The sequence below is a fragment of the Halorarum salinum genome, assembly GCF_013402875.1.
GTDB lineage: Archaea > Halobacteriota > Halobacteria > Halobacteriales > Haloferacaceae > Halorarum > Halorarum salinum.
In genome coordinates, this window is the sequence record NZ_CP058579.1 from 856,997 (window position 1) to 883,775 (window position 26,779).

Consider the following 26,779-nt stretch of genomic DNA (forward strand, 5'->3'; position numbering starts at 1 on the left):
ATCACTCCGAGGTGGGCGGAAGCCGGACTAGCGTGAACCAGAAGTCCTCGAACGACCGGACGAGGTCGACGAACTCGTCCGGGCTGATCGGCTTCGTGAGGTAGGCGTTCGTGTGCAGTTCGTAGCTCCTGACGACGTCCTCCTCCGCCTCGGAACTCGTCAGGACGATCACCGGGATCGACGTCAGGTCGGGGGCGTCCCGGATCTCCTCCAGCACCTCCAGGCCGTCGACCTTCGGGAGGTTCAGGTCCAGTAGCACGAGCGCGGGGCGCGGGGCCGACTCGTGGTCGCCCCGCCGGTGCAGGAAGTCCAGCGCCTCAGCGCCGTCGGTGGCGACGTGCAGGGTGTTGTTGAGGCGGGCCTCGGCGAACGCCTCCTCCGTGAGCCGAACGTCGCCGGGGTTGTCCTCGACGAGCAGGATGTCGATCGGCTCGCCGTCGAGCGAGTCGCTCACGGACGCCCCTCGTCACGGTTCGCGGTCCCGGGACGTCCCCCCGCCGCCCTCGCGGGGCGCCGCGCCGCCGGGCGTCCCGCTCGACGCCCCGCGGGCTCAGTCGGCCGCCGCGTCGTCGCCATCCGACCCGTGCTATCGGTCATCGCCACCATCGTATGGGATAGTGAAGTAAAAGCACGACCCTTCACCCACCGTCGACTCGACCCAGATGCGGCCGCCGTGCCGCTCGACGATCCGCTCACAGAGCGCGAGCCCGATCCCCGTTCCCGGGTACTCCTCCCGGGTGTGGAGCCGGTCGAACACGTCGAAGATGCGGTCGGCCTGCACGGGGTCGATGCCGATGCCGTTGTCAGACACCCGGAACCGCCACGCGCCGTCCCGCCGCTCGGCGTCGACCTCGATCCGGGGCGGCTCCTCGCCACGGTACTTGAGCGCGTTCGAGACCAGGTTCTGGAACACCTGCTCGAGTTGCTTGTCGTCGGCCGTGACCGTCGGGAGGTCCCCGCGGACGACCTCGGCGTCCTCCTCCTCGATCTTGAGCCGGAGCCCCCCGAGCACGCGGTCGAACACCGCCCCGCTGTCGGTCGGCTCGAACGGCTCGGCCTTCGTGTCCACCCGCGAGTACGAGAGGAGGTCGTCGATCATCTCCCGCATCCGCTCGGCCCCGTCGACGGCGTAGTCGATGAACTCGCGGGCGTCGTCGTCGAGTTCGTCCCGGTACCGCCGCTCCAGCAACTGGAGGTAGCTCGAGACCATCCGCAGCGGCTCCTGCAGGTCGTGGGAGGCGATGTAGGCGAACTGTTCGAGCCGCTCGTTCGACGTCCGCAGTTCCTCCACCGTCTCGTTGAGCCGCTCCTCGTACTCGGTCCGCTCGATCGCCGTCGTCAGGACGTTCGCCACGCTCCTAACGAAGCTGACCTCGTTGGGGGTGAACTCGCGTCGGTCCGCGTCGTGGGTGCCGAGCACGCCCCACGGGTCGTCCGGCGGGCCGACGACCGTGCTGATGCCGGCCGAGACGTCGTGGTCGGTCGGCAGCGCAGGGCCGTCGAACCGCGACTCGGTCGCGAGGTCCTCGACGACCACCGGCGTCGTCGAGTCCAGCGTGAACCCCGCCTGCGAGTCGGGGTCGACCTCGACGGTCGCCTCGCCGACGACCCCCTCCCGCAAGCCGACGCCCGAGCGCACCAGCAGTTCGTCGTCCGCCCGGCGTTCGCAGATCGCCGCACAGTCGGTTCCGAGCGTGTCCGCGACCGCCCGGACCGCCTCGTCGAACAGGTCGTCGACGGAGGGGGACCCGAGCGCCCGCTGACCGAACTCCGCGACGACGTCCTGCTGGCGCGCGCGCGTCTCCAGTTCCCGCTCGTACGCCTTCCGCTCGGTCAGGTCGCGGACGACGCCGACCGAGCCCCGGAACCCGTCCCCGTCCGACGGGAGCACGGTGAACTTGCTCTCGGCCGGAACCCGCCCGCCGCCGGCGGTCAGCACGTCGGCCTCGAGGGTCGCGCTGCCGCGGCCCCCGCCGGCCAGTTCCCCCGTGAGGTCGGCGACGACCGACGAGACCTCCTCCCCCACCGTCAGCGAGCAGTGCTCGCCGGCGAGTTCCGCCTTCGAACGTCCGGCCATCTCCGCGTACGCGTCGTTCACCTCGGCGAAGCGGAACTCCGAGTCGAGGACGAACACGCCGTCGTCGACGGTGGCGAAGACGGTCTCGTACCGCTCGAGCGCCTGTTCGCGCTCCTTCCGCTCCGTGATGTCGACGAGGACGGTCTGTGCGGCCGGCTCCCCGTCGTCGGTGATCGGCAGGCTCGTGACGAGCACGTGCTTCACCGCGCCGTCGGCGGTGACGAGCCGCGTCTCGTTCGGCCGGACCGGCTCCCGGTCCTCCAGCATCTGCCGGATCCGTCGGGCCGCCTCCTCGCGCTCCTCGGGGTGGATGAACTCGACGGCCGACCGCCCGTGCAGTTCCTCGGGGTCGTCCACGCCGGCGAGCTCCGCCGTCGCGGGGTTCGCGAACCCGACGTCGCCGTCCGCGTCGTAGGTCACGATCGGCACCGGCGCGACGTCGACGAGCCGGCGGTACCGCTCGCGCTGCTCCTCGATCTCCCGCTCCCGCTCGACCCTGTCGGTGACGTCCCGGACCACGAGCATGCCGGCGTACGGCTCGTCCTCGGCGTTCCGCACGGGGAGGGTGTACGCCGACAGGTGGCGGCCGCGGTAGTCGACCTCGAACGAGGCGGTCTTCCCCTCGAGGGCCCCGTGGAAGTGGGGTTCGACCTCGGCGAGGAGGTCGTCCGGGTAGCGGTCCCGGATGGTCGACCCGACGACCTCGTCCGTCTCGATCCCCAGGGCGTCGACGAGCTCCCCGCCGGCGGCCGTGTACCTGAACTCCTCGTCGAACAGCGCGACGACGCCGTCCGGGAAGTTCTCGGCCAGCGTGCGGTACCGGCGCTCGCTCTCCTCCAGTTCGCGCTCGTACGCCTTCCGCTCGCTCACGTCGCGGACGACGCCGATGCGGTCGTACTCGTCCCCCTCGTCGGGCAGGTTCGCGAAGGTGGCCTCCGCCGCCAGCGTCCCGCCGTCGGCGGTGTGGACGTCAGCCTCGAGCCGCATCGTCTCCCGCTCGCCCGAGGGGAGGTTCCCGTACGTCTCCCGGGCGGCCTCGGCGGTCTCCCGGTCGACGACCTTCGTGACGTCCGCGCCGATCAGCTCCTCCCGGGGGTACCCCGTCATCTCGGCGTACGCCTCGTTGACCATCGTGAACTCGCCGTCCGAGTCGACGACGTAGACGCCGTCCTCGACCGTCTCGACGATGGTCCGGTACCGCTCCAGTTCGCGCTCACGTCGCTTCCGCTCGGTGACGTCCTGGGACATCCCCATCGCGGCGAACACCTCGCCGCCCGCGTCCCTGATGGGGGCCGTGTGGACCACCCACTCCCGGTCGGCGTAGGTCACTTCGATCCTGCCGCGTTCGCCCTCGAGCGCGGCACGGTAGGCGGGTTCGATCGCGTCGGCGGTTCCGTCGCCGTACGCCTCCCGGAGCGTCAGCCCCTCCATCTCCGCCGACTCGACGTCGCGGTCCTCGAACGCCCTTCCCTCGGCGAGCGTGAGCCGAAGCTCCCCGTCGACCATGACGACCGCCCCGTTCGGGAAGTTCTCGGCCAGCGTCCGGTAGCGCTGTTCCGACTCGGCCAGCGCCCGCTCGCGTCGCTTCCGCTCGGTGACGTCCTGGAAGTACACCGATAGCCCGGTCTCCGAGGGGTAGGCGTTGAGCTCGAACCAGCCGTCGAGCGTCTCGAGGAACAGTTCGAAGCTGACCGGCTCCTGGGCGTCCATCGCCCGCCGGTACTGCTCGCGTATCCGCCCGTCCGCCGCCTCGGGGAACTCGTCCCAGATGGACTCGCCCAGCAACTCGTCCGCGTCGCGCCGGAGCGTCTCCGCGGCCCGATCGTTGACGTGGGTGAACCGCCACTCCTCGTCGAGCGCGTAGAACGCGTCCGAGATCCGGCCGAGAACCTCGCTCAGTTCGGTCTCGAGCTCCCGCGCGCGCTCCTTCAATTCGGTGACGTCGTCGCCGGTGCTGACGACCCGTTCGACCTCGCCGTCCCCGTTCGTGAGCGGGACGGCGTTCACCGAGAGCCACCGCCTGGTCCCGTCCGGCCGCTCGAGCTGCAACACCTCGTCGTACACCGGCTCGCCCGTCTCCAGCACCCGCGCGAACGGGTGCGCCTCGGTCGGCAGCGGCCGCCCGTCCTCGCCGTAGATCTGTCGGGTGCCCGGCGTGTACGCCTCGCGGTCCTCCCTGCTCGGGATGCCGAGTATCTCGCCGGCCGCGTCGTTGACGAGCGAGGCCTCCCCGTCCGCGTCGGTGATGATGATGCCGACCTGGCTGGCGTCGAGAACCCTGTCGAGGAGGCCGCGCTCGGCCTCGAGGCTCCGCTCGTACTCGCGGCGCTGCGTCAGGTCGCGCGTCACCTTCGTGAACCCCCGCAGGGAGCCGTCGTCGTCGTGGACCGCGGTGATGACCACGTCCGCCCGGAACCGGGTGCCGTCCTTCCGGACGCGCCACCCCTCGTCCTCGACGCGCCCCTCGGCCGCGGCGGTCCGCAGGTTCTCCTCGGGGACGCCCCGCTCGAGGTCCTCCTCGGTGTAGAAGGCGGAGACGTGTTTGCCGACGACCTCGTCCCCGTCGTACCCCTTGATCCGCGCGGCCCCCTCGTTCCAGCTGGAGACGACGCCGTCGGCGTCGAGCGTGAAGATGGCGTAGTCCTCGACGGCGCGCACGAACTCCCGGAACTGTTCCGGCGTCGCCCCCTCGCTCCCGCTCCCGGCGGGCACGCCGGCGTCACCCGCCCGCCCGGCCGCGTCCCGCCGGTCGAGCGCGTCCATCGGGCGCCACCAGACGCGGCTCCGCGCGTCGATCCGCCTGCTCACGAGGGCGCCCCGCTCGGCGAGTTCCCCCAGCTTCCGGCGTGCGATCTGCCGCGTACAGTCGAGTTCCGCGGCGATCTCGTCGGTCGTCAGCGGCGTGCACGGTCGTTCCAACTGCGCGAAGACCCCCAGCGCGTCCTCCGGCGCGCCGTTGGAGGCTGGCCCCGGCGTTCCCATGTATTCCGGCCCAGGTGGCCGAGCGTAATAGGTGGTCCGTCGGGGGTGCAGTCCGGATAGCTGCCATTACTGTCCGAATCGGTTCGGTTGGCCGACCCTCGCGCTCCATCCCGACCGGGTCGGCCGACGGTCGTTCTCGTCCCCTCCCGGCGGACCGGAGGCGGCGCTGAACGACCCGCCGGAGAGCCACTTTCGGTATCGGACAACGATGGGTTGGCCCGAACGACTATCATACGCCGACGGCACATCGATTCCGATGGTGTTCGCGAACCCACTCGTTCCGTTCCTGATCGGCGTCGCGGCCGTCGTCCTGCTACTGGTTCGACTGAAGCTCCCGGCGTTCGTCGGGCTGATCATCGCGGCGATGACGATCGGGGTGTTCACGACCGAGGTGCCGTTCGGCGACGTCCCCGCGGAGGTGGCGTCGTCGTTCGGCGACGTGATGGTGAGCATCGGGATCCCGATCCTGATGGCGGCGATCATCGGGAAGACGCTGATGGACAGCGGCGCAGCCGAACGCATCGTCAGGGGGTTCCTCTCGCTCACCGGACGGGAGCGCTCCGAGTACGCCCTGCTCGGGAGCAGTTACGTGCTATCGATCCCGGTGTTCTTCGACAACGTGTTCTACCTGCTGGCGCCGCTCGGCCGGTCGATGAAGGCCAGGACGGGCGTGAAACTGTCGCTGTACATCTCGGTGCTGGCGGCCGGCGCGCTCTCGACGCACATGCTCGTCCCGCCGACGCCGGGTCCGCTGGCGATGGCCGACGAACTGGGCGTCGACCTGGGGATCGCGATCCTCGTCGGCGCGACCCTGGCGCTCCCCTCGTCGGCGCTCGCGGGGATCGTCTACGGCCGGTTCCTCCACAGCCGGGAGGACTTCCCGCTCAGGGAGGCGATGGGCGCCACCGCCGAGAACCTCCGGAAGAAGGCCGAGGCCGACCTCTCGGAACTGCCGAGCCTGTTCGAGTCGCTGCTGCCGATCCTGCTCCCCGTCGTCCTCATCGCCTCGAACACGATCGCCGGCACGCTGTACGAGGGCGGCACCCTGGTCGCGGCGACGTCGTTCCTCGGCGACCCCAACTTCGCGCTGACGGCGGCGGCGCTGACGTCGGCGTACACGTTCTACCGGCTGGAGACGGGCGGCGACCTCGACCTGTTCAACACGGAACTGACCGAGGCGATCAAGTCCGGCGGCAACATCATCGCCATCACCGCCGCCGGCGGCACCTTCGGCGCGATGCTCGCCGCGGCCGGCGTGGGCGAGTACATCGCCGGCGGGCTCGAGAACATGGGGCTCGGCCTCCTCGTCACCGGCTGGCTCATCGCGGCGATCGTCCGCGTCGCGCAAGGGTCCGGGACCGTCGCGATCCTCACCGGCGCGTCGATCATGGCGCCGCTCGCGAGCGGCCTCACGGTGAACCCGGTGTATCTCATGATGGCCGTCGGCTTCGGCGGGATGATCGCGCCGTGGTTCAACGACAGCGGCTTCTGGATCATCAGCGAGACGGCCGGCATCACCCCGATGGAGACGTTCAAGACCTACGGCGCGGTCGCGACGATCATGTCCACCAGCGGGCTGGTGATGGTGCTGATCATGTCGACGCTCCTACCGCTGAACTGAGTCGGCGCCGTCGACGGAACCCCGTCCGTCGTACGCGGTCGGCGGCCCTCCCTGGCGGGCCTCTCAGTGTTCCCCGTCGGTCAGGTCGCCGTCCTCGAAGGAGAGGCGACGCGGCTCACCGAGCGTCACGCCCTCCCGTACTTCGAGCTCCGGGACCAGCGGCTCCGACACGAGGAGCCGTCCCGGCTCCATCGTGTTCGGGATGCGCGCGATCCGCAGCTCCCCGGGGTCGGGGGTTCCCGTGACGGAGGGCGCCAGCAGCAGCGCGCTGGCGTCGTCGGGGACGACGAGGGGGATCCTCGCCCGGTCGGTCTCCCCGCTCGTCGCGACGTTGACGTACGTGTCGCCCAGGTCGAGGTCGGCGACCAGGTCGGCGTGCACCACGTCCGCCAGCCCGATCCCGAGGCCGTTCCCGTGGGAGGGCGGCGTGAGCGACCGGACGTAGATCCGCGTGTAGTCCGGGCGGTCGGGCTCGGGCTCCCCCCGGAAGCACGTCCGCCCGATGACGTTGGTGTCCATGCCGGTTCCGCTCACCTCCTTCCCCATCTCGTCGACGATCAGCAGGTCCAGGTCGTCGACCGGCAGCGTCGGCAACTCGCCGTAGGCCCGCTCCAGCAGCTCGGGCTCGCGGTCGAGTATCCCGTCGACCGGGACGCCCTCGACGTGTGTCGCCCGGTCGGTCGCGTCCTCGATCAGGGCGATCCCGCCCACGACCGGCAGTTCCTCGAACAGGATCCGGGCGCGTCCGCGGATCTCCGCGCCCATGTCGCCCCGCAGCGCCGCGTTGTGCATCATCTCGGCCCCGCGGTGTTTCCCCATGCCGATGACCGCCATCTTGCAGAGGCCGGACTCGATCCGGTCCGAGAAGTCCGTGTGGGGCTTGATCCGGTTGGCCAGGAGGACCGCGTCCGCCTCGGCGGCGTTCCGGTCGGCGTACACGGGGTCCCCGTCGTACTCGCCCGCCTCCACGACCTCCATCGACGACCGCACCGGGCAGCCGAGCGACTCCTCGGTCATCCCGAGGTCCGCGAGCACCCGGCGCTGGCCCTCCGCGGTCGCGCCGCCGTGGCTCCCCATCGACGGGAAGACGAACGGCTCACAGCCCGCCTCCTGCAGCCGCTCGATCGCCCCCTCGATCATCGCGGGGAAGTCGTGGATGCCGCGGCTCCCGGCGGTCACGGCGACGGTCGCGCCGTCCCGAAGCCCCTCCGCCGCGAGCAGGTCGGCGGCCGCGTCCCGTCCCGCCGCGCGCACGTCGGGGACGGGGTCCGTCTCCCACTCGACCGCCGCCGGCACGAACCGGGGCAGGTCGGCGACGGTCGCGTCGTTGACCGTCGCCAGGCGCTCGGCGTCCGGGACGTCGAAGGGGAGCCCGGTCACGGGCCCGCTCCCGTCATCTCGACGGCGACCTCGACCGCGTCGACCATGCTGCGCTCGGAGGCGACCCCCTCGCCGGCGATGTCGAAGGCGGTCCCGTGGTCGACGCTCGTCCGGACGATCGGGAGCCCGATCGTCACGTTCACGCCCGAGACGGCGTCGCCGCCGGCGAACCCGAGCATCTTGATTGGGATGTGGCCCTGATCGTGGTACATCGAGACGACGCAGTCGAACTCGCCGCGGGCCGCCCGGACGTACACCGTGTCAGGCGACTCCGGGCCGGTCGCGTCGATCCCCTCCCCCCGGGCGCGCTCGACCGCGGGTTCGATCTCCGCGCCGTCCTCGTCGCCGAGCAGGCCGCCGTCGCTGGCGTGCGGGTTCAACCCGGCGACGCCGACCGACGGCGAGTCGACGCCGAGGTCGCGCAGCGCCGCGTCGGTCAGCCGGATCGTCTCCAGCACGGCGTCCTCGGTGACCAGGTCGCAGGCCTCCCGCAGCGGGACGTGCGTGCTCACGTGGGTGACGCGGAGGTCGTCCTCGACGAGCATCATGGAGTAACTGTCGGTGTCGGTGTAGTCGGCCAGCATGCCGGTGTGGCCGGCGTACTCGCTGCCGGCGAGCTTCGTCGCCTGCTTGTTGATCGGGGCGGTCACGATGGCGTCGATCCCGCCGTCCCGCGCGAGTTCGATGGCGCGCTCGACGTACGCGAGGCTCGCGGCGCCGTACTCCTCGCGGACCTCGCCCCGGACGAGTTCGTCCACGTTGTCGAGGTCGAGCACCGGCACGCTGTCGGGATCGAACCGCGCCCCCGCGGGGTCGTCGACGCGTTCGACCGAGAGCGACAGCCCGCAGACGTCGATCGCCGCAGCCAGGACGTCCGCGTCGCCGACGACGACGGGCCGCGCCGCGTCGCGAACCGCCGGATACGCCTTCGCGATCACCTCCGGACCGATGCCGCCCGGGTCCCCCATCGTGATGCCGACGAGGGGTGCGTGCTCACTCATCGAACCGACCTACCGCCTCCAGGGAGTTAACGATGGTTTCCCGCGCCCCGAACCCGCCCGCCTTCGTGACGACCGGCGTCCCGGCGCCGATCCCGTCGACGAGTCGGCCGACGGGGACCCCGGCTCCGACGTCCTCGCCGGTCAGTTCGACGGTCGTCGCGCCGAGGGACCGGAGCACGGCGACCGCGACGTCCCCGCCCGTGAGCACCAGCCCCGACGGCTCGCCCTCCCGGACGGCGAGCGCCGCCACGTCCGCGAGCCCGTCGGCCACGCGCTCGCGAACCTCCTCGGTCGGGAGCCCCCGGTCCCGACCGGCCGCGACGGTTCGATCGACGGCCGCACGGTCGGTCGCGGCGGTCAGGACGGCGGGCCGGCCCGCCCGGAGGGTCTCGACGGCCTCGCTCGCGGTCCCGTCGGGTCCCGTCCCCTCCTCGGCGAGGAGTTCCGTGGGGTCGAGTTCCACGACGGCCTCGTCGGGAACCGCCTCGAGCTGTGCGAGCGTCGTCGCGTTCACGCTGCCGACGACGCCCAGGGGCGCGCCCGTCGTCGACTGGCGCGCCGAGCGGTCCCCGCGGGTGCCAGCAGCGGGTTCGTCCGCATCGACCGAGGGAACGGGAACGTCGACGTGTGCCGCCAGCCCGCCGCTGCCGACGTAGAGCGTCCCCCCCTCGACCGCCCCCCCGGCCGCGGCAACCGTCGCCAGGTGTCCCTCCTCAGTCGCGTCGGGGACGACGATCGGCGCTCGCTCGCTCCGTTCGACCGCGGTTTCGAGCTCGGCGGCGACGCGCTCCGGCCCGGCCTCGACGGCCTCGAGCGGAACCGTGACGACCGGGCGGTCGAGCCCCGCGAACGACTCGGGCAGCGACGAGGACGCCGGGCCCTTCTCGTCGTCCCCGTACTCCGTCCCCGCGACCGGCGTGCCCTCGACTCGGTGGACCCCGCCCTCGGTCGTCCGTGCGGCGGCCGGGAACGCCGGGGCGACCAGCGCGACGGCCGCGCCCGAGGCCGCGAGCGCGGCGTCGACCTCCGCGGCCAAGTTCCCCCGGAGCGTCGAGTCGACCTTCTTGTAGACGGCGTCGGCTGGAACCGACTCGACGACCCCCCGGACTGCCGCGGCCGCGTCCCCCTCGTCGGCGTACCTGCTGTCGGTGTTCACCCCGAGCACGGTCGCTTCGGCGCGCTCCGCGCCCGCCGCCCCGTCGGACGACGGGATCGCGACGACCGAGGCGTCGTGGCCGCGGACCGCGAACCCGTGTGCGGTGTCCATCGCCCCCGTGAGGTCGTCGGCGACGACGACGGCCGAGTACATGGGGGGCCTTGTTCGGGTGAGGGTAAAAACGCCGTCGACTCCGACGGCGGGCCGCGTCCCGATCGTCCGCCCCGCTCGCGGTTCCACCCCGCCTCGCGGGCGGGACGACGCTCCCTCGCTCCACGCTTATCCCCGCGTGTCCCGTACGGGTCCCGATGGCGCACCTCTACGCGCGGGAAGAACTCGAGTCGGCCCTCGCCGGGGGCGACCTCCCCGAGTGGAAACGACGGCGCTACGAGGCCTTCCACCGAACCATGACGGACGAGGACCCGCCGTACCCCTGTTACTTCGCCGTCGACGCCCACCGGGACGGCGACCTCCGCTACCTGTTCGCGCCGTCCGCGTCGACCGACGACGGGAGGGCCGCCTTCGCGGACGGGCTCGGAACGTACCTCGACGGGGCCCGCGACGTCGCCGACGTCACCGCGCTGGCCGCCCTCTTCGAACCCCCATCGGAGCCGCTTCCGTTCGACGCGTACTGGGACCGATTCTGGGGCCTCCTCGCGCACCTCCACCGCCACGATCCGGCGCCGTGGCCCGACGGGATCCCGATCGACCCCACCGATCCCGAGTGGGAGTTCTGCTACGCCGGCGAGCCGATCTTCCTCGTGGCGCGGGCGCCGTGTTTCGAGCGTCGACACAGCAGACACGCCCCGCACGGTCTCGAAGTCACCGTCCAGCCGCGGTGGGTGTTCGACGGGTTCGAAGCCGGCACCGAGGCGGGGGAGCGCGCCCGCCGCACGATCCGCGAGCGACTGGAGGAGTACGACGACGTGCCGCGCCACCCCGACGTCGGCGACTACGGGGCGCCCGGCGTCCGCGAGTGGGAGCAGTACATGCTCCCCGATTCCAACGAAGCGCGGCCGGAGGACTTTCCCATCGCCGGTTGGCCCCGGGAGTCCGCCGAGTAGTACGGGCGCGCCCGCTCCCGCTACCGCTCGACCGCTAGGCGCGACGGGATTCGAACCACGCCCGGACGCGCTCGCTATCGCTGCTCGCGCCCGGTCTAGTTCGAGTCCCGCCCGCCGGTTCGCTCGTCGCTTCGCTCCTCGCTGTACGGGCGCGACGGGATTCGAACCCGCGACCGTCGGATGGCTCCCCCCACCCGGAACCGGATGCGGTTAGAAGTCCGACGCTCTGAATCCGGACTGAGCTACGCGCCCTCGTTCGAGGACGGGCGGGGCAGCGCCAAAAACGACCCGGTTCACCCGACCGGTTCGGCTCCCGCAGGCCTTAACACCGCCAGCGGCGAACCGGGGAGCGATGCGAGTCATCGGAACCGTCGGGCTCCCCGGCAGCGGCAAGGGCGAGGCGGCCGCCGTCGCCGAGGAGCGGGGCGTCCCGGTCGTGACGATGGGGGACGTCATCCGCGAGGAGTGCCGCCGTCGGGGGCTCGACCCCGCCGAGCACCACGGCGCGGTCGCGAAGGCGCTCCGCGAGGAGGAGGGCCCCGCCGCGATCGCCGACCGCACCGTCCCGGCCGTGAACGACGCCGCGGCCGCGGCCGACGCGGACGTCGTCCTCGTCGACGGCCTCCGGTCGACGGTCGAACTGGAGCGCTTCCGCGAGGCGTTCGGCGAGGGGTTCCTGCTCGTCGCCGTCGAGGCGCCGTTCGACCTCCGCGCGGAGCGGCTGGGCGCCCGCGGGCGCGACGACTCGGACGTGGACGTCGAGGCGCTCCGGAAGCGCGAGGAGCGCGAACTCGCGTTCGGCATGGGCGAGGTGATCGACGCCGCGGACGTGACGATCGACAACACGGGCACGCTGGCGGCGTTCCGCCGCCGGGTCGCCGACCTGCTGGACGGGGAGCGTGGCCGCACCGACGGCGCGCCCGAGGCGGACCGGGCCCGGGGGAGCGGAACCCGCGAGGCCGACGGGGCGCGGGAGACGAACGGGACGCGGGAGGCGGACGCCGGTGGTCGGCCGTGACGACCGTCTACAGCATCGACGCCCGCATCCGGGTGCCGGTCCGGGACACGGAGGTGACCGACCGGGTCGCCGACGCCGTGTCGAACCTCTTCCCGAACGCCGAACTCGAACACGAACCGGGCGAACTCGTCGCCGAGACCCACACCCTCGACCCGTTCTCGGACCTGCTCCACGAGCAGGAGATCCTCGACACCGCCCGCCGGGAGTTCGCGAAGGGAACCACGGAGGACGGCTTCTCGTTCGCGCTGAAGAAGCAGGCCGCCTTCCAGGGCGTCGTCAACTTCGCCGTCGGCGAACCCGACGAACTCGGCGACGTCGAGGTGACGGTGACCGTCCGCGAACCGAGCGTGGAGGCGTACATCGACCACATCGCCCCGCCGACGGAGGACGGGACGCCGATCGACCCGGACGGCGGGCGTCGGCGGTAGCTCGACCGACTCGCCTCCGCTACTCCCCCCGCCGTCGGTCCACGGGACTCACCCGTCTCGACCTCCCCGTACCGGTTCGTCGGCGCGCCGGCCGCGGCTCCCCGACCGCGCTACGCGCCCGACAGGTGCACGTGGACGACCCGATCACAGCCCCGTTCGCCGCAGACGGGACACTCCCCGCCGTCGCCGGCCGACTCGTAGGCGTCCGCGAGCGCCGCGGCGCCCTCCGGGTCCAGATCGCCCGCCGCGAGCACGACGCGTTCGCCGGCGTGACCCAGCACGTAGCCGCCGTCCTCCTCCCGGACGAACCGGTCGCGCAGTTCGCCGAGGTGGTAGTTGAACCGGCCGGTGTCGCACATTCCGACGCGCTCGCGGAGTTCCGAGAAGCGGAGTGGGCCGTCGGCCGCCGCGAGTTCCCGCAGGATGGCGACTCGGTGTTCGGAGGCAAGCGCGCCCAGCGCGTCGGCGGCCTCGCCGAGCGTCTCGTCCGCGCGACCGTCCGACTGCCCGTCCGTTCCGGTCCGACGACGGTTCGGGGAATCGGTCATACTACGGGGGCCACGGCCCGCGTGACAAACTTTGTGTATCGGAAACGTGACTGTTCGGCCGGACGCACCCGAGTCCGTCGGCGGTTGGGCCCGTGAGTCGAAGAGCCATCGCGCTCGTCCCACGATCGCTCCGGTCTCGTCCCAATGGCGCGAAACTGGGTTCACGTTCGTATCAATTCTGACGCAGTGGGACGGAGGTTCGCGTCTTCGGTAGTCGGTTCGGTGAAAAACCACCGCCTATTCGTCGTGTTGGTATGAGTTCCCGGTGTGTCCCCCACGCTCGACGTCGGCGGTGCCCTCAGTTACGGGTTCGACCGGCTCACGACGCGCGGCGGCGCGATCCTGATCGGCGCGTACGTCCTCTTCCAGGTCGTGACCCAGGTGAGCTTCCAGTCGCTGTTCGCCGAACTGTTCGCCGGCGTGCTCCCGGCCGAACGGCTGGCGCAGACGTACCCGCTGGCGCTCGACCTTCCGATCGGGGTCAGCGGTGGATCGACCGTCCTTCTCTTGATCGCCGGCAGCGTGCTCGCGGTCGTGACGATGCGAGCGATCCACGATGACATCGATCGAATGCCGACGGCCGACCACACCCGGCGACTCGTGCGAACCGTCGTCGTGATGATCGTCGTCTCGATCGTCACCTTCGTCGCGATACTGATCGGGACCGTGTTTCTCGTCCTCCCCGGGATATTCCTCGCAGTCAGCCTCGTGTTCGCCCAGCCCGCCGTCGTTCTCGAGGACGCCGGCGTCGTCGAGGCGCTCGAGCGAAGCTGGTCGCTCACGGCCGGGAATCGCATTCGGCTGTTCGCCCTCGGCGTCGTCATCGCCGTCGTAGCCGGCATCGCAGGTGGCGCCTTCAGCCTCCTCGGCATCGTCTCCCCGACCGTCGGGACGTTGCTGTCGTCGATCGTGTCCGCCATCATGTCCCTGTTCGGCCTCGCGGTGCTCGTCGGCGCGTACCGGCAACTCGCCGCCGAGAACGGAACGCGAGTCCCGCCGAGCCGGTGACGACGGCGTAACCGAGACGGGCGGTTCCTGGGCCCGCTTCTCAGCCGCGAGTTCCGGGCGAACGAACCGGCTGAGCGGCACGTTCACGCCGATTCACGTCCGAAGAAGCCGTCTCAACGGTCCCCCCGACCCGCCGAGGTACGGATCGATCGCCACACCGTACGGATGCCCGACAGAAATCGATTTCGCGGAAACCCTACCCCTCGGGACCCCCTCCGTCCCGCCATGTCCGGCGCAGACGTCGAGTTCCGGTTCGAGTCGACCGACGACGAGGAACGGTTCGTGCGCGAGTACCTGACCGACGCATGGCCCCGGTTCGAGTCGAGCGAGTGGTGGGAGGCCGGCTGGTTCTGGGCGTACCGCCAGTTCGCCGAGTACGACTCGGGCCCGGACCGCGGGCTCGTCCGCGTCGTCTTCGAGGGCGACCCCGACGAGTTCACCGAGAGCGAAGCCGACCGCTGGGACGGCTTCGAGGGCCTCGACGCGTGGGAGCTCCGGCGGTACGAGGGGACCGACGAGGGGTACGGGAGCCTGCTCGACCAGCAGCGGGACGCCAAGGGCGCGGTCGGCGGCGAGCGGGAGTACCGGCTCAAGCCGCTCTCGACGCGTTTCGCGCTCGACTACTACCGCGAGTTCGACGACCCCGTGCCGGTTCTGGGGGAGGGTGACGAGGACGACCCCGCGGGAGTGGGCTTCTGGGCGCACCTCCACTTCGCGATGGTCCAGTGCGGCTTCGACTGGTACGACGAGACCGACGCCTGCCTGAAGGGGCTGAAGAACCGCCTGAAGTCGCTCGCCGCCTACCGCGGCGCCGACGCCGCCAGGGCGGAGTACGACCGGCTGGCGGCCGAGTGGGACGGGTACGAGGCGGAACTGGACGAGTGGCTGGACGAGCATCCGACCGGCGAGGCGAGCGAGCCGTAGCCGCCCGCCGGTCGACGAGAACGCGTCCGGCCCGCAGAAGACATTTACCCCGACGGGCGGGAGGCTCCGGGGATGCCCTCCAGACGCGCAGTCCTCGCGTTCGGCGGCACAGCCGCCCTCACAGGCTGTCTCGGCACCCTCCCGGACGACCCGGCCGGGCGTACCGACGAGCCACGGACGGACGAGACCACCGGTCACGAGGCGGGCCCCACCGACGGCACGGAGTGCCAGTCCGGCACCGTCGTCCGGGCGCGGGAGTTCGCGCCCGACGCGCTGACGGCGGCCGTCCACGACGCGGTCGAACCGCTCCTGCGGGAGGCCACGGACGACCCCGTTGAGGTCACGGCCTACGGCGGCGACCCGTTCCGCGACGGCGTCTACGTCCGGTTCGACGGGACCTACTACCGGACGAGCGTGACCGGGACGGACGCCGAATCCGTGCCGGCCCGCCTGCTCGCGCTCGACTGGGAGCGGGGCCGGGAGGCGCCCGCTGACGCCGGGGTCCTCGCCTACGATGACCTCCCGGAGTCGGACCGCGAGGCGCTCCGACTGGCCGTCCACGGCCCGGAGTACGAGCGCGACGAGGGGCTCCCGACCGAGGGGACGTCGGTCAGCGAGTTCCCGGCGCCCTACCCGGACGGCGCCGAGGACTCGGAGCTCGTCGGCGCCGGCGAGACGTGGGTCCGGTGGGACGGCCGCGACTACCGGGTCGAACTCGGGGCGGAGACGACGGCGACGCGGCGGAGCTACCGCGTGGCCCTGGAGGCGGTCGGGGCCGACGAGGGAGCCTTCCGCGAGCACGTCGCGGCCGAGTTCCTGCTCGAACTCGACCCGAGCGAGGCCGAGCGCGAACTCCTCGCCGAAGCGGCCGACGGCAAGTACGAGGAGTGTGAACCCGCCTCCGACGCGTTGGGGGCGCTCCGGAGCCGCCTCGACGGGGACGCCGAACTCCCCCACCCCGCGGATCGGTCGTGGTACGTCGCCGTCGACGGCGACCGCCGCGTCGTCGAGGTGACCGGCTGGGTGGTCTGACGGCGCTTCCCCGGGAGGTCGTCGCGACACCGGCTCCGGCACCGACCACCTCGGTTTCACGACGCCTACGCGAACACGATCACCGACGCGAACAGCACCAGCACCCCGAGCACGTCACAGATGTTCGTCACGACCGGGATGACCACGTCGTCCGGGTCGAGCGAGAGCCGGTAGGCCGCGTACGTCGCGACCATGGTCACCGCCACCGCGAGGACGGAGAGCGCGAGCCCCGAACTCACGGCGACGAGCACCACCGTCCCCGGCGGGAGCGCGGTGGGGCCGGTCAGCGCCGCGAGCGCCCACGCGCCCAGACCCACGACCGGGAACAGCGTCGCCGCGAGCGCGACCGTCGCGAGGGCGTTGCCGGCCAGTTCGTCGTCCCTCACGGAGAAGGAGAGCGTCCCCAGGTGGAACGCCGTCGAGAGCCGCGAGGCGAGGATGGAGCCGAGGTTGCCGGCGGTGCCGATGGTCACCGGCACGAGCACGAGCAGCGACGGCGCCGCCAGCAGGCGCTCCTCGAAGGCGCCGAGCACCAGCCCCGAGCCGAGTTCGACCAGCGTGAGCACGACGAGGACGGGGAGCATCGCCCGCGTGATGCGCCGGACGGTCCACTCGGTCGTCATCCATCGCCCCCACGCCGGCCGGTCAGTCTCCGCCGGTCGAGCGGTTTCCGCCGGTCGGTCACCGCTCGCGGGTCGCCGGCGGTCATCCGCCACCTCCCGACAGCGCGAGCGTCAGCCTGACCGCGAGGAGGAGAAACAGCGTCCCGAACACGTCGCCGGTCGTGGTCACGAGCGGCCCGACCAGCGTGTCCGGGTCGTAGCCGCGCCGGTAGCCCGCGAACACGACGAGCACGACGACCGCCGCCAGCGCGACGCCCGAGCAGACCCCCGCGATCAGGGCGACGACCAGCAGCGTCCCGGCGGGCGCGACCGGGTCCCCCAGCAACCGGAGGACGACGTACGCGGCGAGCGCGGCGAAGCCGGCGATGCCGACGCCGTTCAGGAGCGCGGCGGCGACCGCCGCCCGGAGGCGCTCGTCGCCCGCCTCGATCCGGGGTTCCACGAGCCCCTGGTGGAGCCCCGTGGAGAGTCGCGCACCGAAGCTCCCGTACACGTTCCCGCGCGTCGCGAGCAGCGCGGGAACGAGCACGAGCAGGCCGGGGACCGCGCGGAACTCCCCCCGCATCCCGCCGAGGACGACGCCCGCGAGCAGCCCCCCGACGAGGCTCGCCGACAGCGCCGGCAGCGCCTCCCGGTAGGCCGTCCGCGCGGTCTCCCCGATTCCCATGCGCGTCCCAAGAGACCGCCGGGTCAAAAGTCGGGTGTGTGTCGGGGTCGCACGCTCGTGTGTCGGATGCGCCGCTAGCTAGCGACTGCGCTCGGGGTCTCGTGGCGCTCGGTTATGGTACCGTCTCGTTCGCCGTGGAGCGATGTCCGCACTCCCCCGTGGGGGTCGACCGAACGGACGAACCGACCCCATGAGCTGAAAGGCGCAAGGGCGTTCGAGGCCGTGTCGTCTCCACCATTCACGCCAGCCCGATCGAATCCGAACCGACACGAGACCGACGTACCCTTGACGCCGGAGCGCCCATGGTCCCCAATGACTCGGCCGCACGTCCTCCTCACGAACGACGACGGCATCGACTCGCCCGGCCTCGCCGCGCTGTACGAGGAACTCCGCGCCGTCGCCGACGTCACGGTCGTCGCGCCGGCCGACAACCAGTCTGGCGTCGGCCGCTCGCGCTCGCGCGCTGTGGACGTGGACGACCACGAGTGGGGCTACGCGGTCCACGGAACGCCAGCGGACTGTGCCGCCTACGCCCTCCGCGGGCTCGAGGAGTCGTTCGACCTGGTCGTGTCGGGCTGTAACCTCGGGCCGAACTGCGGCGAGTACCTCATCGGCCACTCGGGCACCGTCGGCGCGGCCGTCGAGGCGGCCTACCTCGGCGCGCCCGCGCTCGCCGTCTCGGCGTACCACCGGGCCGACTTCTTCCCGCCGGACGGCATCACCTTCGACGTGCCCGCGACGGTCACCCGCGAACTCGTCGAGCGGCTCCCCGGGTCGGGCGTGTTCGACGCCGCGGACTACCTCGGCCTCAACGCGCCCCTCGAGGCCCACGGCGACCTCCGGGTCACGGAGCCGCTGGCCGACTACGACGTCGAGGTCCGCGAGGCGACCGCCGACGAACGCGAGCAGCACGAGGGGGCGATCAGGCTGGAGAGCGACTACTGGGACCGGCTCGACCAGCCGGACCGCTACCCGACGCTCGAGCGGGTGGCCGAGCCCTACCCCGCGTGGTCCGACCGCGCGGCCGTCGTAGACGGCGACGTGAGCCTCTCGGCGCTTTCCATCCCGCAGGAGCCCGTCCACGCCCACGCCATCGACGACCTCGTGGCGACCTACAACGCCGAGGTGTCGGTACGCGCGCCCGCGGCGGACGACGACTGACGGACGACGACCGACGCCGGAGTCGGCGGCGTCCCGACCACGGTCCGGTCGGGCCTCGCGAACGGTACCTCCGCAGACAGACCTTTCAGCCTCGGCCGCGCAAGGGTCGAGCGTGACCAAAGTCACCGTCTCGCTGTCGGACCAGATCGAGAGCGACCTCCAGCGACTCGTCGACCAGGGCGAGTTCATCAGCCGGGACCAGGCGATCGAGGACCTCCTCTCGCGTGGGCTCTCCGCCTACCAGCCGGTCGACGAGTCGTCGGACGAGATGGACGAGACCCTGTTCGACCGCGTGACCGACGAGCAGCAGGACCCCGCGCTGCAGGACGACGAGGGAGGCGGCGACCGTCGGCTCTGACGGCGACCCGTCGCCGACGACCGCCCGTGATCGGGCGCGACGGAACGGCGAGTTCCGCGCCGGTCAGAGCCCGCCGAGCCCCGCGCCGACCGCGGCCGCGCCGACCCCGACGAGCACGACCCGGACGGCCGCCTCGACCGCGTCGGCGCCCGCGTACCGCGTCCGGAGCCCGGCGACGGCGGCGAGCACGGCGGCCAGCAGCAGGAACGCCGGCGTGAACGCCGCGCCGGGGGCGACGCCGAACGGGACCGCGGGGAGGCCGGCCGCGAGGAACGCGGCACCCCCGGCGAGGAGCCCCCGTCGCGTCGGGTCCTCGCGCGACCGGATCGCCCCGTCGTCCTCGAAGGCGGCCGCGACTCCCCGCGTGAGCCCCACGGCGACGGCGTCGCGAGGCCCACGAGGAACGCGACCCCGGCGTCGGCGGCCATCGCGGCGGCGAACAGCGGCGCCGGGGCGACCGTCGCGCCGGCGGTGGCCCCGGAGAGCGCGGGTCGGACGACCAGCAGGAGGCGCGTCGTCCCCGTCCGCACTCGTGGATGCATGCCGCGCCGGTTTCCGCCGTCCCCTGATGAAACCGCGGGGCGAGGGGTCGAAACGACGTTCGCAGCGACACCGCCGGTCGCGTTCGAGGGCCGAACGGACAGCGATTAGTCGCCCCGTCGCGGAACCGGGGTGTGGACGCCGTCGGCCTGCTCCCCCTGGTGTTCGACGCCCTGCTCCGGGTCGCGCGCATCGCCGCGCTCGTCGCCGGCGGGGTGTTCCTCGCCGACCTCGCGGTCGAGTTCGGCGCGGTCGAGCGGGTCGCGGGCCTCTCGCGGTACCTCACCGGCCCGGCGAACCTCCCGGACGAGGCCGGGACGGCCATCCTGACGACGGCGGCCTCGACCACCGCGGGCTACGGGATGCTCGCGGACTTCCGCGAGTCGGGCCGGCTCTCGGACCGCGCGACGCTCGTCGCCGTCACCGTCAACACCTTCTTCGGCTTCGTCCAGCACGTCTTCACCTTCTACGCGCCGGTGCTGATCCCGATCCTCGGGCTGCAGGTGGGGGTCATGTACGTCGGCGCACGCGCGGGCATCGCGCTCGCCATCACCCTCGTCGGCGTGCTCGGCGGCGCGTTGCTGCTCCCGTCGTCGGACGCGGGCGGCCGCGAGGGCGAACGGCGGGAACCCGTCGACGAAGCGCCGCCCGCGGGCGGGGAGGCGACGGACGGCGGGACGGCGACCGCCCGCGAACGCGCGCGGGCGGCCGCCGACTCGTCGCTCTCGACGCTCCGGCGCATCGTCCCCCGCCTCGCGGTCGTCTACGTGCTCGTGACGGTGCTCGTCGCGCGGGTCGACGTGGAGTCGCTGTCCGCCGCGGCGGGGCCGCTGGCCGAGGTCGCCGGGTTGCCGGCGGCGGCCATCCCCGTGGTCGTGATCTTCGCGTTCGACACGACCTCGGGGGCGGCGACCGTGGCGCCGCTCGTGGGGGACGCGCTGACGCCCGAACAGGCGGTGGCGACGATGCTGCTCGGGGGCATCGTCTCGTTCGCGGTGTCGACGTTCAAGCGGTCGATCCCGTTCCAGTACGGCGTCTGGGGCCCGGAGTTCGGCTCGAAGGTGGTGCTGTTGAACACCGGATTGAAGGTCGCGTTCATCGGGGTCGCGGTGGCGTTCTTCCTCGTTTGAGTGTGGGTTCCGGATCCCGTCGGTCGTGTCGTGGACGTTCTCATCTCGACTGTCCGCGTCAGGAGTACCTGTCTCGACAGGCAGACTGCTACTGCTTGCCCACTGGCATCCTCAAGCCTCCCCAGCCGATTCGCTCGCTGTGGCGCGCCACGAGGGCGCGCCGGCTCGCTCATCCCTCGCGCGCATCGGCCGCGCACGAGGCGCGGCCGCCGCGCGCCACCGCACCGGCTGTCGGAGGATCGGAAATCCAGGGTCACGCGGCGCCCACGACCAGCACCCCCGCAAGCACCACCAGCACGCCCGCCGAAACGACCCTGACGCCGCGCCGCTTCCGGGGGTCCTCGAGAAGTCGCCCCGCCCGCCCGGCGAGCGCGCCGACGGCGCCGAGGTAGAGCACCGTCAGTACGGCGTACACCGCGCCGAGGAGCAACATCCCGCCCGTGGCGTCAGCGCCGCCGGCGAAGCCGGGAAGGAACGCGAGGAAGAACAGCGCCACCTTCGGGTTGGCCGCGTTGGTGAGCAGGCCGCGCCGGTAGCCCGCGCGGACGCCCGGACCGGCCTCGTCGGCGCCGTCGGCGTGAGCTTCCTCCGACGCGACGAACGCGTCGTCACGGAGCGTCTCGACCGCGAGATAGCAGAGGTAGGCGGCGCCGACGAGCGCGATTCCCCGGGCCACCGCGGGGATCGCGCGGTAGAGGGCAGCCAGGCCGAGCGCTGCCGCGGTCGCGTGGCCGAGCACGCCCGTCGCGACCCCGAGGGCGGCCGCGACGCCGATCCGGGGCGCGCGGAGGCCGCGCGTGAGCACCACCACGGTGTCCTGGCCGGGGACGAGGACGAGCGCGCCCGCCGCGAGGACGAAGCCGGCGAGGGTCGGGGCGTCGAGGCCGAACACGGTTCCCCGTCCACGGCCCGGCGGCAAACGTGTTGTCACCCGGCGGGCGTTCGCCGCCCCCGGCGCACCCGTCGGCGCCCGGCGGTCGCCCCGACGAACAAAGCCTTTACCGCGCGGACCGCGTACCTCCGTCAAATGGTACTCGACGACCTGGGGAGTTCCCTGCGGGACACCATGGACTCCCTCCGCGGGAAGTCCCGGCTCGACGAGTCGGACGTCGAGGAGGTGGTCAAGGAGATCCAGCGCTCCCTCCTCTCGGCCGACGTCGACGTCGGGCTCGTGATGGAGCTCTCGGACAGCATCAAGACCCGGGCGCTGGAGGAGGAGCCGCCGGGCGGCACCACCGCGCGCGATCACGTCCTCAAGATCGTCTACGAGGAGATGGTCGGGCTCATCGGCGAGTCCACCGAACTCCCGCTGGAGAACCAGACCATCCTGCTGGCGGGCCTCCAGGGGTCGGGGAAGACCACCTCCGCCGCGAAGATGGCCTGGTGGTTCTCGAAGAAGGGGCTCCGCCCCGCGGTCATCCAGACCGACACGTTCCGGCCCGGCGCGTACGACCAGGCCAAGCAGATGACCGAGGACGCCGAGGTGCAGTTCTACGGCGACCCCGACGCGGACGACCCGGTCGAGATCGCCCGCGAGGGGCTCGAAGCCACCGCCGACGCCGAGGTGCACATCGTCGACACCGCCGGCCGCCACGCGCTCGAGGACGACCTCATCGCCGAGATCGAGGAGATCGAGGGCGTGGTCGACCCCGACCGCTCGCTGCTGGTGCTCGACGCCGCAATCGGCCAGGGCGCCAAGCAGCAGGCCCGGCAGTTCGAGGAGTCGATCGGCATCGACGGCGTCGTCATCACGAAGCTCGACGGGACCGCGAAGGGCGGGGGCGCGCTGACGGCGGTCAACGAGACGGACTCCTCGATCGCGTTCCTCGGCACCGGCGAGACGGTCCAGGACATCGAGCGCTTCGAGCCGGACGGCTTCATCTCGCGGCTGCTCGGGATGGGCGATCTCAGGCAGCTCTCCGAGCGCGTCGAGCGCGCGATGGAGGAGACCCAGGAGGAGGAGGACTGGGACCCCGAGGACATGCTGGAGGGGGAGTTCACCCTGAACGACATGCGCAACCAGATGCGCGCGATGGACCGGATGGGCCCGCTCGACCAGGTGATGGACATGATCCCCGGCCTGGGCGGCGGCATCATGGACCAGCTCCCCGACGACGCGATGGACGTGACCCAGGACCGGATGCGCGGGTTCGAGATCCTGATGGACTCGATGACCGAGCGGGAACTGGAGAACCCGGGCGTCATCGGCGCGGAGCGCCGCCGACGGATCGCCCGTGGCGCCGGCATCCCGGAGGAGCGGCTGGAGGAACTGCTGGAGCAGCACCGGATGATGAAGCGGACGATGGAGCAGTTCGCCGGGATGGGCGACGGCGACATGCAGCGGATGATGAAGAAGATGCAACAGGGCGGCGGCGGTGGCGGCGGAATGGGCGGAATGGGCCCGTTCGGGGACTAGTCTTCGGGTCCCTTTCGTCGGCGTCGCCGGTGCCGTGGTCGATCCGTTCGCCGAGCGACGGCTGCTACCGTGACGACGAGCCCGGAAGCCGCGGCTCTCGAGGTCGGCACCGTTCCAGTAACGGCTCACACCCGATCAAACGACCCGCACTCCACCATCCACGCTCGCGAGTCGGACCCACCGTCGGAGACGCCCGCGAACCGGAGACGCCGCCGACAAACCTCCAAACAGCGGATGGACAAGAATTTAAGCCGTCCGGGACAACCGTCACGACACCATGACCAAGAAGTCGAAGGCCAAGAAGAAGCGCCTGGCCAAACTGGAGCGGCAGAACAGCCGCGTCCCGGCCTGGGTGATGATGAAGACCGACATGGACGTCACGCGAAACCCCAAGCGTCGCCACTGGCGGCGAAGCGACACGGACGAGTAAATGAGCGCCACCGACTTCGAGGAGCGGGTCGTCACCGTCCCGCTCCGCGACGCGAAGCAGGCACCGAAGCAGGAGCGGGGCGACCGCGCGATGTCCATCGTCCGCGGCCACCTCGCCAAGCACTTCTCCGTCGAGGAGGACGAGGTCCGGCTCGACCCCGCCGTCAACGAGACCGTCTGGGAGCGCGGGCGGGGGAACCCGCCGAGCAAGATCCGCCTCCGGGCGGCCCGGTTCGACGAGGACGGCCGGGTCGTCGTCGAGGCCGAGCCGGCCTGATCGGGTCCCCGTGCTCCGCGTCTCCTTCGAGGGCTCGTCGTACGTCGGTGTCTACGCACACGTCTCGACCGGCTGTCTGCTCGTGCGCCCCGACGTGGGCGAGGGCGTCGTCGAGTCGCTCTCCGAGGAGTTCGGCCTCCCCGCAACGACCACCACGGTCGGCGGCTCGGGCACCGTCGGCGCGCTCGCCGTCGGCAACGAGAACGGCACGCTCGTCTCCCGGCAGGCGACCGACCGCGAGGTCGAGGCCATCGAGGACGCGACCGGCGACCCCGTCGCGCGGCTCCCCGGGAAGCTCAACGCCGCCGGAAACGTCGTGCTCGCGAACGACTACGGGGCGTGGGTCCACCCGGACCTCACCGACGAGGCGGTCGGCGTCGTCGAGGGGACGCTCGACGTGCCCGTCGAGCGCGGCTCGCTCGCGGACGTGAACACCGTCGGCACCGCCGCGGTCGCGAACAACACCGGCGTCCTCTGTCACCCGCAGTCGCGCGAGGAGGAACTGGAGGCCGTCGAGGAGCACCTCGACGTGTACGCCGACCTGGGCACCGTGAACTACGGCGCGCCGCTGGTCGGATCGGGCCTGCTCGCGAACGACGACGGCTACGTCGTCGGCGAGGACACCACCGGCCCGGAACTGGGTCGCATCGAGGACACGCTCGGCTTCATCGAGTAGACGACGTTTCGGCTTCTCCCCGTCTCGACGGCTCGGACGCGGACCGTTTTTCCATGCCGGCTCCACGGTCAGGTAGATTACTGCTGCTTGCCCACCGGCGTCCACCAGTTACCTCGGAGCGAGCACCTCGGAACTCACCCCCGCTCGCAGGCTCGCTCGCGTGAGCCTCCCCAGCCGATTCCCTCGCGCCCGGCGCGCCACAGGGGCGCGCCGGCTCGCTCATCCCTCGCACGCGTGTGCTCGCCCCACGAGGGGGCTCGCGTCACGCGCCCCGACCGCAAGCGGGCCCAGATCGAACGTCCAGGGGTCGTCGAACGGAGATTCTCCACGACGCGTTCGGAACCGCCGTCGCTGCGAGGGGCGGCCGAACCGCTCGACCGTCCGAGTCGGAAGGTACTTCCCGCTCGCGGGGCGATTTCAGCCCATGAATCAGTGTCCCGTGAGCGGTGAGGTCCGAACCCGCAGTCATCGACGCGCGCCCTCCGAGGTGGCCCGATGAGCCTCGGCGGCGGCGGACAGGGCCAGCAGCAACTCCAGCAGCTCTCCCAGGAGCTACAGGCCATCGACGCGGAGATCGAGGGGATCGACGCGGAGATCGAGGAGTACCGTCAGGAGCAGCGCGACATCGACGACGCCAAGGAGGCGCTCGAGACGCTCGAGAGCGGTTCGACGGTCCAGGTGCCGCTCGGCGGCGGCGCCTACGTCCGGGCCGAGGTCGCCGACATCGACGAGATCGTCGTCTCGCTCGGCGGCGGCTACGCGGCCGAGCAGTCCCAGGACGACGCGGCGACGGCGCTCGACCGCAAGCGCGACGCGCTCGACGACCGCATCTCCGGGCTCCAGGAGGAGAAGGCGGAACTCGAGTCCGAGAGCCAGCAGCTCGAACAGCAGGCACAGCAGATGCAACAGCAGATGCAGCAACAGCAGATGCAGCAGATGCAGGGGATGATGGGCGAGGAAGACGAGGACGAGTAGGCCGATGTTCGACGGGCTGAAGGACAAGCTCTCCTCCTTCCGGGAGGACGCCGCCGAGGAGGTCGAGGAGAAGGCGGCCGAAGCTGAGAGCGTGGAGGCAGAGAGCGCCGACGCCCCACGAGCCGAGGGTGCGGAGGCCGAAGCGGCGGACCGGGGCGACGCGGCGCCCGCCGCCGAACCGGCCGGGTCCGGCGCCGACGCCCCGGCGGTGGGGGAGGACGAGGACGCGACGGCCGCCGAGGAGGCCGCCGAGGACGACGGCTCGGCCGCCAGCACGTTCCGGCGCGCGAAGGCGTTCGCGACCGGGAAGGTCATCATCGAGGAGGAGGACCTCGAGGAGCCGCTCCGGAACCTCGAGTTCGCGCTCCTCGAGAGCGACGTGGAGGTGAGCGTCGCCGAGGAGATCGTCGACGCGGTCCGCGAGCGGATGCTCGGCGAGTCCCGGGCGCAGATCGAGACGACCGACGAACTCGTCACCGAGGCGCTCCACGACGCGCTGCTCGATGTCATCTCGGTCGGCCAGTTCGACTTCGAGGAGCGCGTCGCGGCGGCGGACAAGCCGGTGACGATCGTCTTCACCGGCGTCAACGGCGTCGGCAAGACGACGACCATCGCGAAGCTCTCGGAGTGGCTCGAGGCGCGGGGCTACTCCTCGGTGCTGGCGAACGGCGACACGTACCGGGCCGGCGCGAACGAGCAGATCCGCGAGCACGCGGAGGCGCTCGACCGGCGGCTCATCGCCCACGAGAAGGGCGGCGACCCCGCCGCGGTCGTCTACGACGGGATCGAGTACGCCGAGGCGAACGACGTCGACGTGGTGCTCGGCGACACCGCGGGACGGCTCCACACCAGCAACGACCTGATGGCCCAGCTGGAGAAGATCGACCGCGTCGTCGACCCCGACCTGACGCTGTTCGTCGACGAGTCGGTGGCGGGCCAGGACGCCGTCCGGCGCGCGAAGGAGTTCGACGACGCGGCGGCGATCGACGGCGTGGTGCTCACGAAGGCGGACGCCGACTCCTCGGGCGGCGCGGCCATCTCCATCGCCTACGTGACCGGGAAGCCGATCCTGTTCCTCGGCACCGGGCAGGGGTACGGCGATCTGGCCCGGTTCGACCCCGAGGCGCTGGTGGACGAACTGCTCGACGAGGAGTAGGTCGTCTTCTGCTTTCGGCGTAGCCGGGCCGGTGGTCGGCAGGCTGCGACGGGACATGGACCTCGAAAGTCCCGCCCGCACCGCGGCCACGCCCTCCCCAGCCGATCGCGATGCTCGGTCACTCGCTCCGCT

Annotated in this window: 26 protein-coding genes and 1 tRNA gene; 16 read left to right on the forward strand and 11 right to left on the reverse strand. The window is 71.8% G+C overall.

Going from position 1 to position 26,779, the window contains the following annotated elements:
- Window position 1: 1 nt before the first annotated feature.
- Together HUG12_RS04075 and HUG12_RS04080 are read right to left on the reverse strand one after the other, a co-directional pair.
- The gene (locus HUG12_RS04075; protein ID WP_179267541.1) at window positions 2–454 is read right to left on the reverse strand and encodes a response regulator; all 453 of its coding nucleotides are present in this window, start codon (window positions 452–454) and stop codon (window positions 2–4) included.
- Between the two features lie 132 nt (window positions 455–586).
- Window positions 587–5,059 (reverse strand): PAS domain-containing sensor histidine kinase, encoded by a 4,473-nt coding sequence (locus HUG12_RS04080; protein ID WP_179267542.1) that lies wholly within the window; start codon window positions 5,057–5,059, stop codon window positions 587–589.
- Between the two features lie 256 nt (window positions 5,060–5,315).
- Here HUG12_RS04080 and HUG12_RS04085 point away from each other — a divergent pair, with 256 nt between their 5' ends.
- Window positions 5,316–6,680 (forward strand): GntP family permease, encoded by a 1,365-nt coding sequence (locus HUG12_RS04085; protein ID WP_179267543.1) that lies wholly within the window; start codon window positions 5,316–5,318, stop codon window positions 6,678–6,680.
- Between the two features lie 63 nt (window positions 6,681–6,743).
- On the opposite strand, the gene HUG12_RS04090 is transcribed toward HUG12_RS04085, so the two are convergent.
- The 3 genes from HUG12_RS04090 to HUG12_RS04100 are packed head-to-tail and all read right to left on the reverse strand — an operon-like array spanning window position 6,744 to window position 10,370.
- On the reverse strand, window positions 6,744–8,060 hold the full coding sequence (locus HUG12_RS04090) for a DUF362 domain-containing protein (protein WP_218836392.1): 1,317 nt from the start codon (window positions 8,058–8,060) through the stop codon (window positions 6,744–6,746).
- On the reverse strand, window positions 8,057–9,061 hold the full coding sequence (pdxA, locus tag HUG12_RS04095; protein WP_179267544.1) for a 4-hydroxythreonine-4-phosphate dehydrogenase PdxA: 1,005 nt from the start codon (window positions 9,059–9,061) through the stop codon (window positions 8,057–8,059). Before pdxA ends, HUG12_RS04090 begins: the two co-directional genes overlap by 4 nt.
- A complete protein-coding gene (locus HUG12_RS04100; RefSeq protein WP_179267545.1) occupies window positions 9,054–10,370 on the reverse strand; it encodes a four-carbon acid sugar kinase family protein in 1,317 nt (438 codons plus the stop codon). Before HUG12_RS04100 ends, pdxA begins: the two co-directional genes overlap by 8 nt.
- 155 nt (window positions 10,371–10,525) lie before the next feature.
- Here HUG12_RS04100 and HUG12_RS04105 point away from each other — a divergent pair, with 155 nt between their 5' ends.
- On the forward strand, window positions 10,526–11,281 hold the full coding sequence (locus HUG12_RS04105) for a YqcI/YcgG family protein (RefSeq protein WP_179267546.1): 756 nt from the start codon (window positions 10,526–10,528) through the stop codon (window positions 11,279–11,281).
- Between the two features lie 146 nt (window positions 11,282–11,427).
- Here the strand turns inward: HUG12_RS04105 and HUG12_RS04110 are convergent.
- A tRNA-Arg gene (locus tag HUG12_RS04110) sits at window positions 11,428–11,533 on the reverse strand.
- A gap of 100 nt (window positions 11,534–11,633) precedes the next feature.
- On the opposite strand from HUG12_RS04110, the gene HUG12_RS04115 reads away from it, so the two are divergent.
- Together HUG12_RS04115 and HUG12_RS04120 are read left to right on the forward strand one after the other, a co-directional pair.
- The gene (locus HUG12_RS04115) at window positions 11,634–12,299 is read left to right on the forward strand and encodes an AAA family ATPase (protein WP_179267547.1); all 666 of its coding nucleotides are present in this window, start codon (window positions 11,634–11,636) and stop codon (window positions 12,297–12,299) included.
- On the forward strand, window positions 12,296–12,727 hold the full coding sequence (locus tag HUG12_RS04120) for an RNA-binding domain-containing protein (RefSeq protein ID WP_179267548.1): 432 nt from the start codon (window positions 12,296–12,298) through the stop codon (window positions 12,725–12,727). The genes HUG12_RS04115 and HUG12_RS04120 overlap by 4 nt, the downstream gene beginning before the upstream one ends.
- Before the next feature lie 110 nt (window positions 12,728–12,837).
- Here HUG12_RS04120 and HUG12_RS04125 read toward each other — a convergent pair whose 3' ends face one another.
- A complete protein-coding gene (locus HUG12_RS04125) occupies window positions 12,838–13,275 on the reverse strand; it encodes a winged helix-turn-helix domain-containing protein (protein WP_218836393.1) in 438 nt (145 codons plus the stop codon).
- Between the two features lie 267 nt (window positions 13,276–13,542).
- Here HUG12_RS04125 and HUG12_RS04130 point away from each other — a divergent pair, with 267 nt between their 5' ends.
- The 3 genes from HUG12_RS04130 to HUG12_RS04140 all read left to right on the forward strand — a co-directional run bounded on the left by HUG12_RS04130 (window position 13,543) and on the right by HUG12_RS04140 (window position 16,239).
- Window positions 13,543–14,283, forward strand: coding sequence for a hypothetical protein (locus HUG12_RS04130; RefSeq protein WP_179267549.1), 741 nt, complete (start codon window positions 13,543–13,545; stop codon window positions 14,281–14,283).
- Window positions 14,284–14,508: 225 nt separating this feature from the next.
- Window positions 14,509–15,207 (forward strand): hypothetical protein, encoded by a 699-nt coding sequence (locus HUG12_RS04135; RefSeq protein ID WP_179267550.1) that lies wholly within the window; start codon window positions 14,509–14,511, stop codon window positions 15,205–15,207.
- A gap of 72 nt (window positions 15,208–15,279) precedes the next feature.
- Window positions 15,280–16,239, forward strand: a complete 960-nt coding sequence (locus HUG12_RS04140) for a hypothetical protein (RefSeq protein WP_179267551.1) — start codon at window positions 15,280–15,282, stop codon at window positions 16,237–16,239.
- Between the two features lie 65 nt (window positions 16,240–16,304).
- On the opposite strand, the gene HUG12_RS04145 is transcribed toward HUG12_RS04140, so the two are convergent.
- Both HUG12_RS04145 and HUG12_RS04150 read right to left on the reverse strand, forming a co-directional pair.
- Window positions 16,305–16,862 carry a magnesium transporter gene (locus HUG12_RS04145; protein ID WP_179267552.1) on the reverse strand — a complete coding sequence of 186 codons (558 nt, stop codon included), beginning with the start codon at window positions 16,860–16,862 and terminating at the stop codon, window positions 16,305–16,307.
- A gap of 82 nt (window positions 16,863–16,944) precedes the next feature.
- Entirely contained in the window at window positions 16,945–17,529 is a 585-nt protein-coding gene (locus HUG12_RS04150) for a magnesium transporter (protein ID WP_179267553.1), read from the reverse strand.
- Between the two features lie 312 nt (window positions 17,530–17,841).
- Between HUG12_RS04150 and surE the strand changes: the two genes are divergently transcribed.
- On the forward strand, window positions 17,842–18,690 hold the full coding sequence (gene surE, locus HUG12_RS04155; RefSeq protein WP_179267554.1) for a 5'/3'-nucleotidase SurE: 849 nt from the start codon (window positions 17,842–17,844) through the stop codon (window positions 18,688–18,690).
- 112 nt (window positions 18,691–18,802) lie between these two features.
- Complete coding sequence (locus HUG12_RS04160; protein ID WP_179267555.1) at window positions 18,803–19,048, forward strand: DUF7120 family protein; 246 nt, start codon at window positions 18,803–18,805, stop codon at window positions 19,046–19,048.
- 63 nt (window positions 19,049–19,111) lie between these two features.
- On the opposite strand, the gene HUG12_RS04165 is transcribed toward HUG12_RS04160, so the two are convergent.
- Complete coding sequence (locus HUG12_RS04165; protein WP_179267556.1) at window positions 19,112–19,423, reverse strand: VIT1/CCC1 transporter family protein; 312 nt, start codon at window positions 19,421–19,423, stop codon at window positions 19,112–19,114.
- 299 nt (window positions 19,424–19,722) lie between these two features.
- Between HUG12_RS04165 and HUG12_RS04170 the strand changes: the two genes are divergently transcribed.
- Window positions 19,723–20,718 carry a nucleoside recognition protein gene (locus HUG12_RS04170; protein WP_179267557.1) on the forward strand — a complete coding sequence of 332 codons (996 nt, stop codon included), beginning with the start codon at window positions 19,723–19,725 and terminating at the stop codon, window positions 20,716–20,718.
- A gap of 253 nt (window positions 20,719–20,971) precedes the next feature.
- Here HUG12_RS04170 and HUG12_RS04175 read toward each other — a convergent pair whose 3' ends face one another.
- A complete protein-coding gene (locus HUG12_RS04175; protein WP_179267558.1) occupies window positions 20,972–21,610 on the reverse strand; it encodes a LysE family translocator in 639 nt (212 codons plus the stop codon).
- A 135-nt stretch (window positions 21,611–21,745) separates the two neighbouring features.
- Here HUG12_RS04175 and HUG12_RS04180 point away from each other — a divergent pair, with 135 nt between their 5' ends.
- From HUG12_RS04180 to ftsY, 6 genes are all read left to right on the forward strand, one after another.
- On the forward strand, window positions 21,746–23,134 hold the full coding sequence (locus tag HUG12_RS04180) for a signal recognition particle protein Srp54 (protein WP_179267559.1): 1,389 nt from the start codon (window positions 21,746–21,748) through the stop codon (window positions 23,132–23,134).
- Window positions 23,135–23,411: 277 nt separating this feature from the next.
- Window positions 23,412–23,564, forward strand: coding sequence for a 50S ribosomal protein L39e (locus tag HUG12_RS04185; protein WP_179169806.1), 153 nt, complete (start codon window positions 23,412–23,414; stop codon window positions 23,562–23,564).
- A complete protein-coding gene (locus HUG12_RS04190) occupies window positions 23,565–23,840 on the forward strand; it encodes a 50S ribosomal protein L31e (protein ID WP_179267560.1) in 276 nt (91 codons plus the stop codon).
- A 10-nt stretch (window positions 23,841–23,850) separates the two neighbouring features.
- Entirely contained in the window at window positions 23,851–24,516 is a 666-nt protein-coding gene (locus HUG12_RS04195; protein ID WP_179267561.1) for a translation initiation factor IF-6, read from the forward strand.
- Window positions 24,517–25,011: 495 nt separating this feature from the next.
- A complete protein-coding gene (pfdA, locus tag HUG12_RS04200) occupies window positions 25,012–25,491 on the forward strand; it encodes a prefoldin subunit alpha (RefSeq protein ID WP_179267562.1) in 480 nt (159 codons plus the stop codon).
- Window positions 25,492–25,495: 4 nt separating this feature from the next.
- Window positions 25,496–26,647 carry a signal recognition particle-docking protein FtsY gene (gene ftsY, locus HUG12_RS04205; RefSeq protein WP_179267563.1) on the forward strand — a complete coding sequence of 384 codons (1,152 nt, stop codon included), beginning with the start codon at window positions 25,496–25,498 and terminating at the stop codon, window positions 26,645–26,647.
- The last annotated feature ends 132 nt before the right edge of the window (window positions 26,648–26,779 follow it).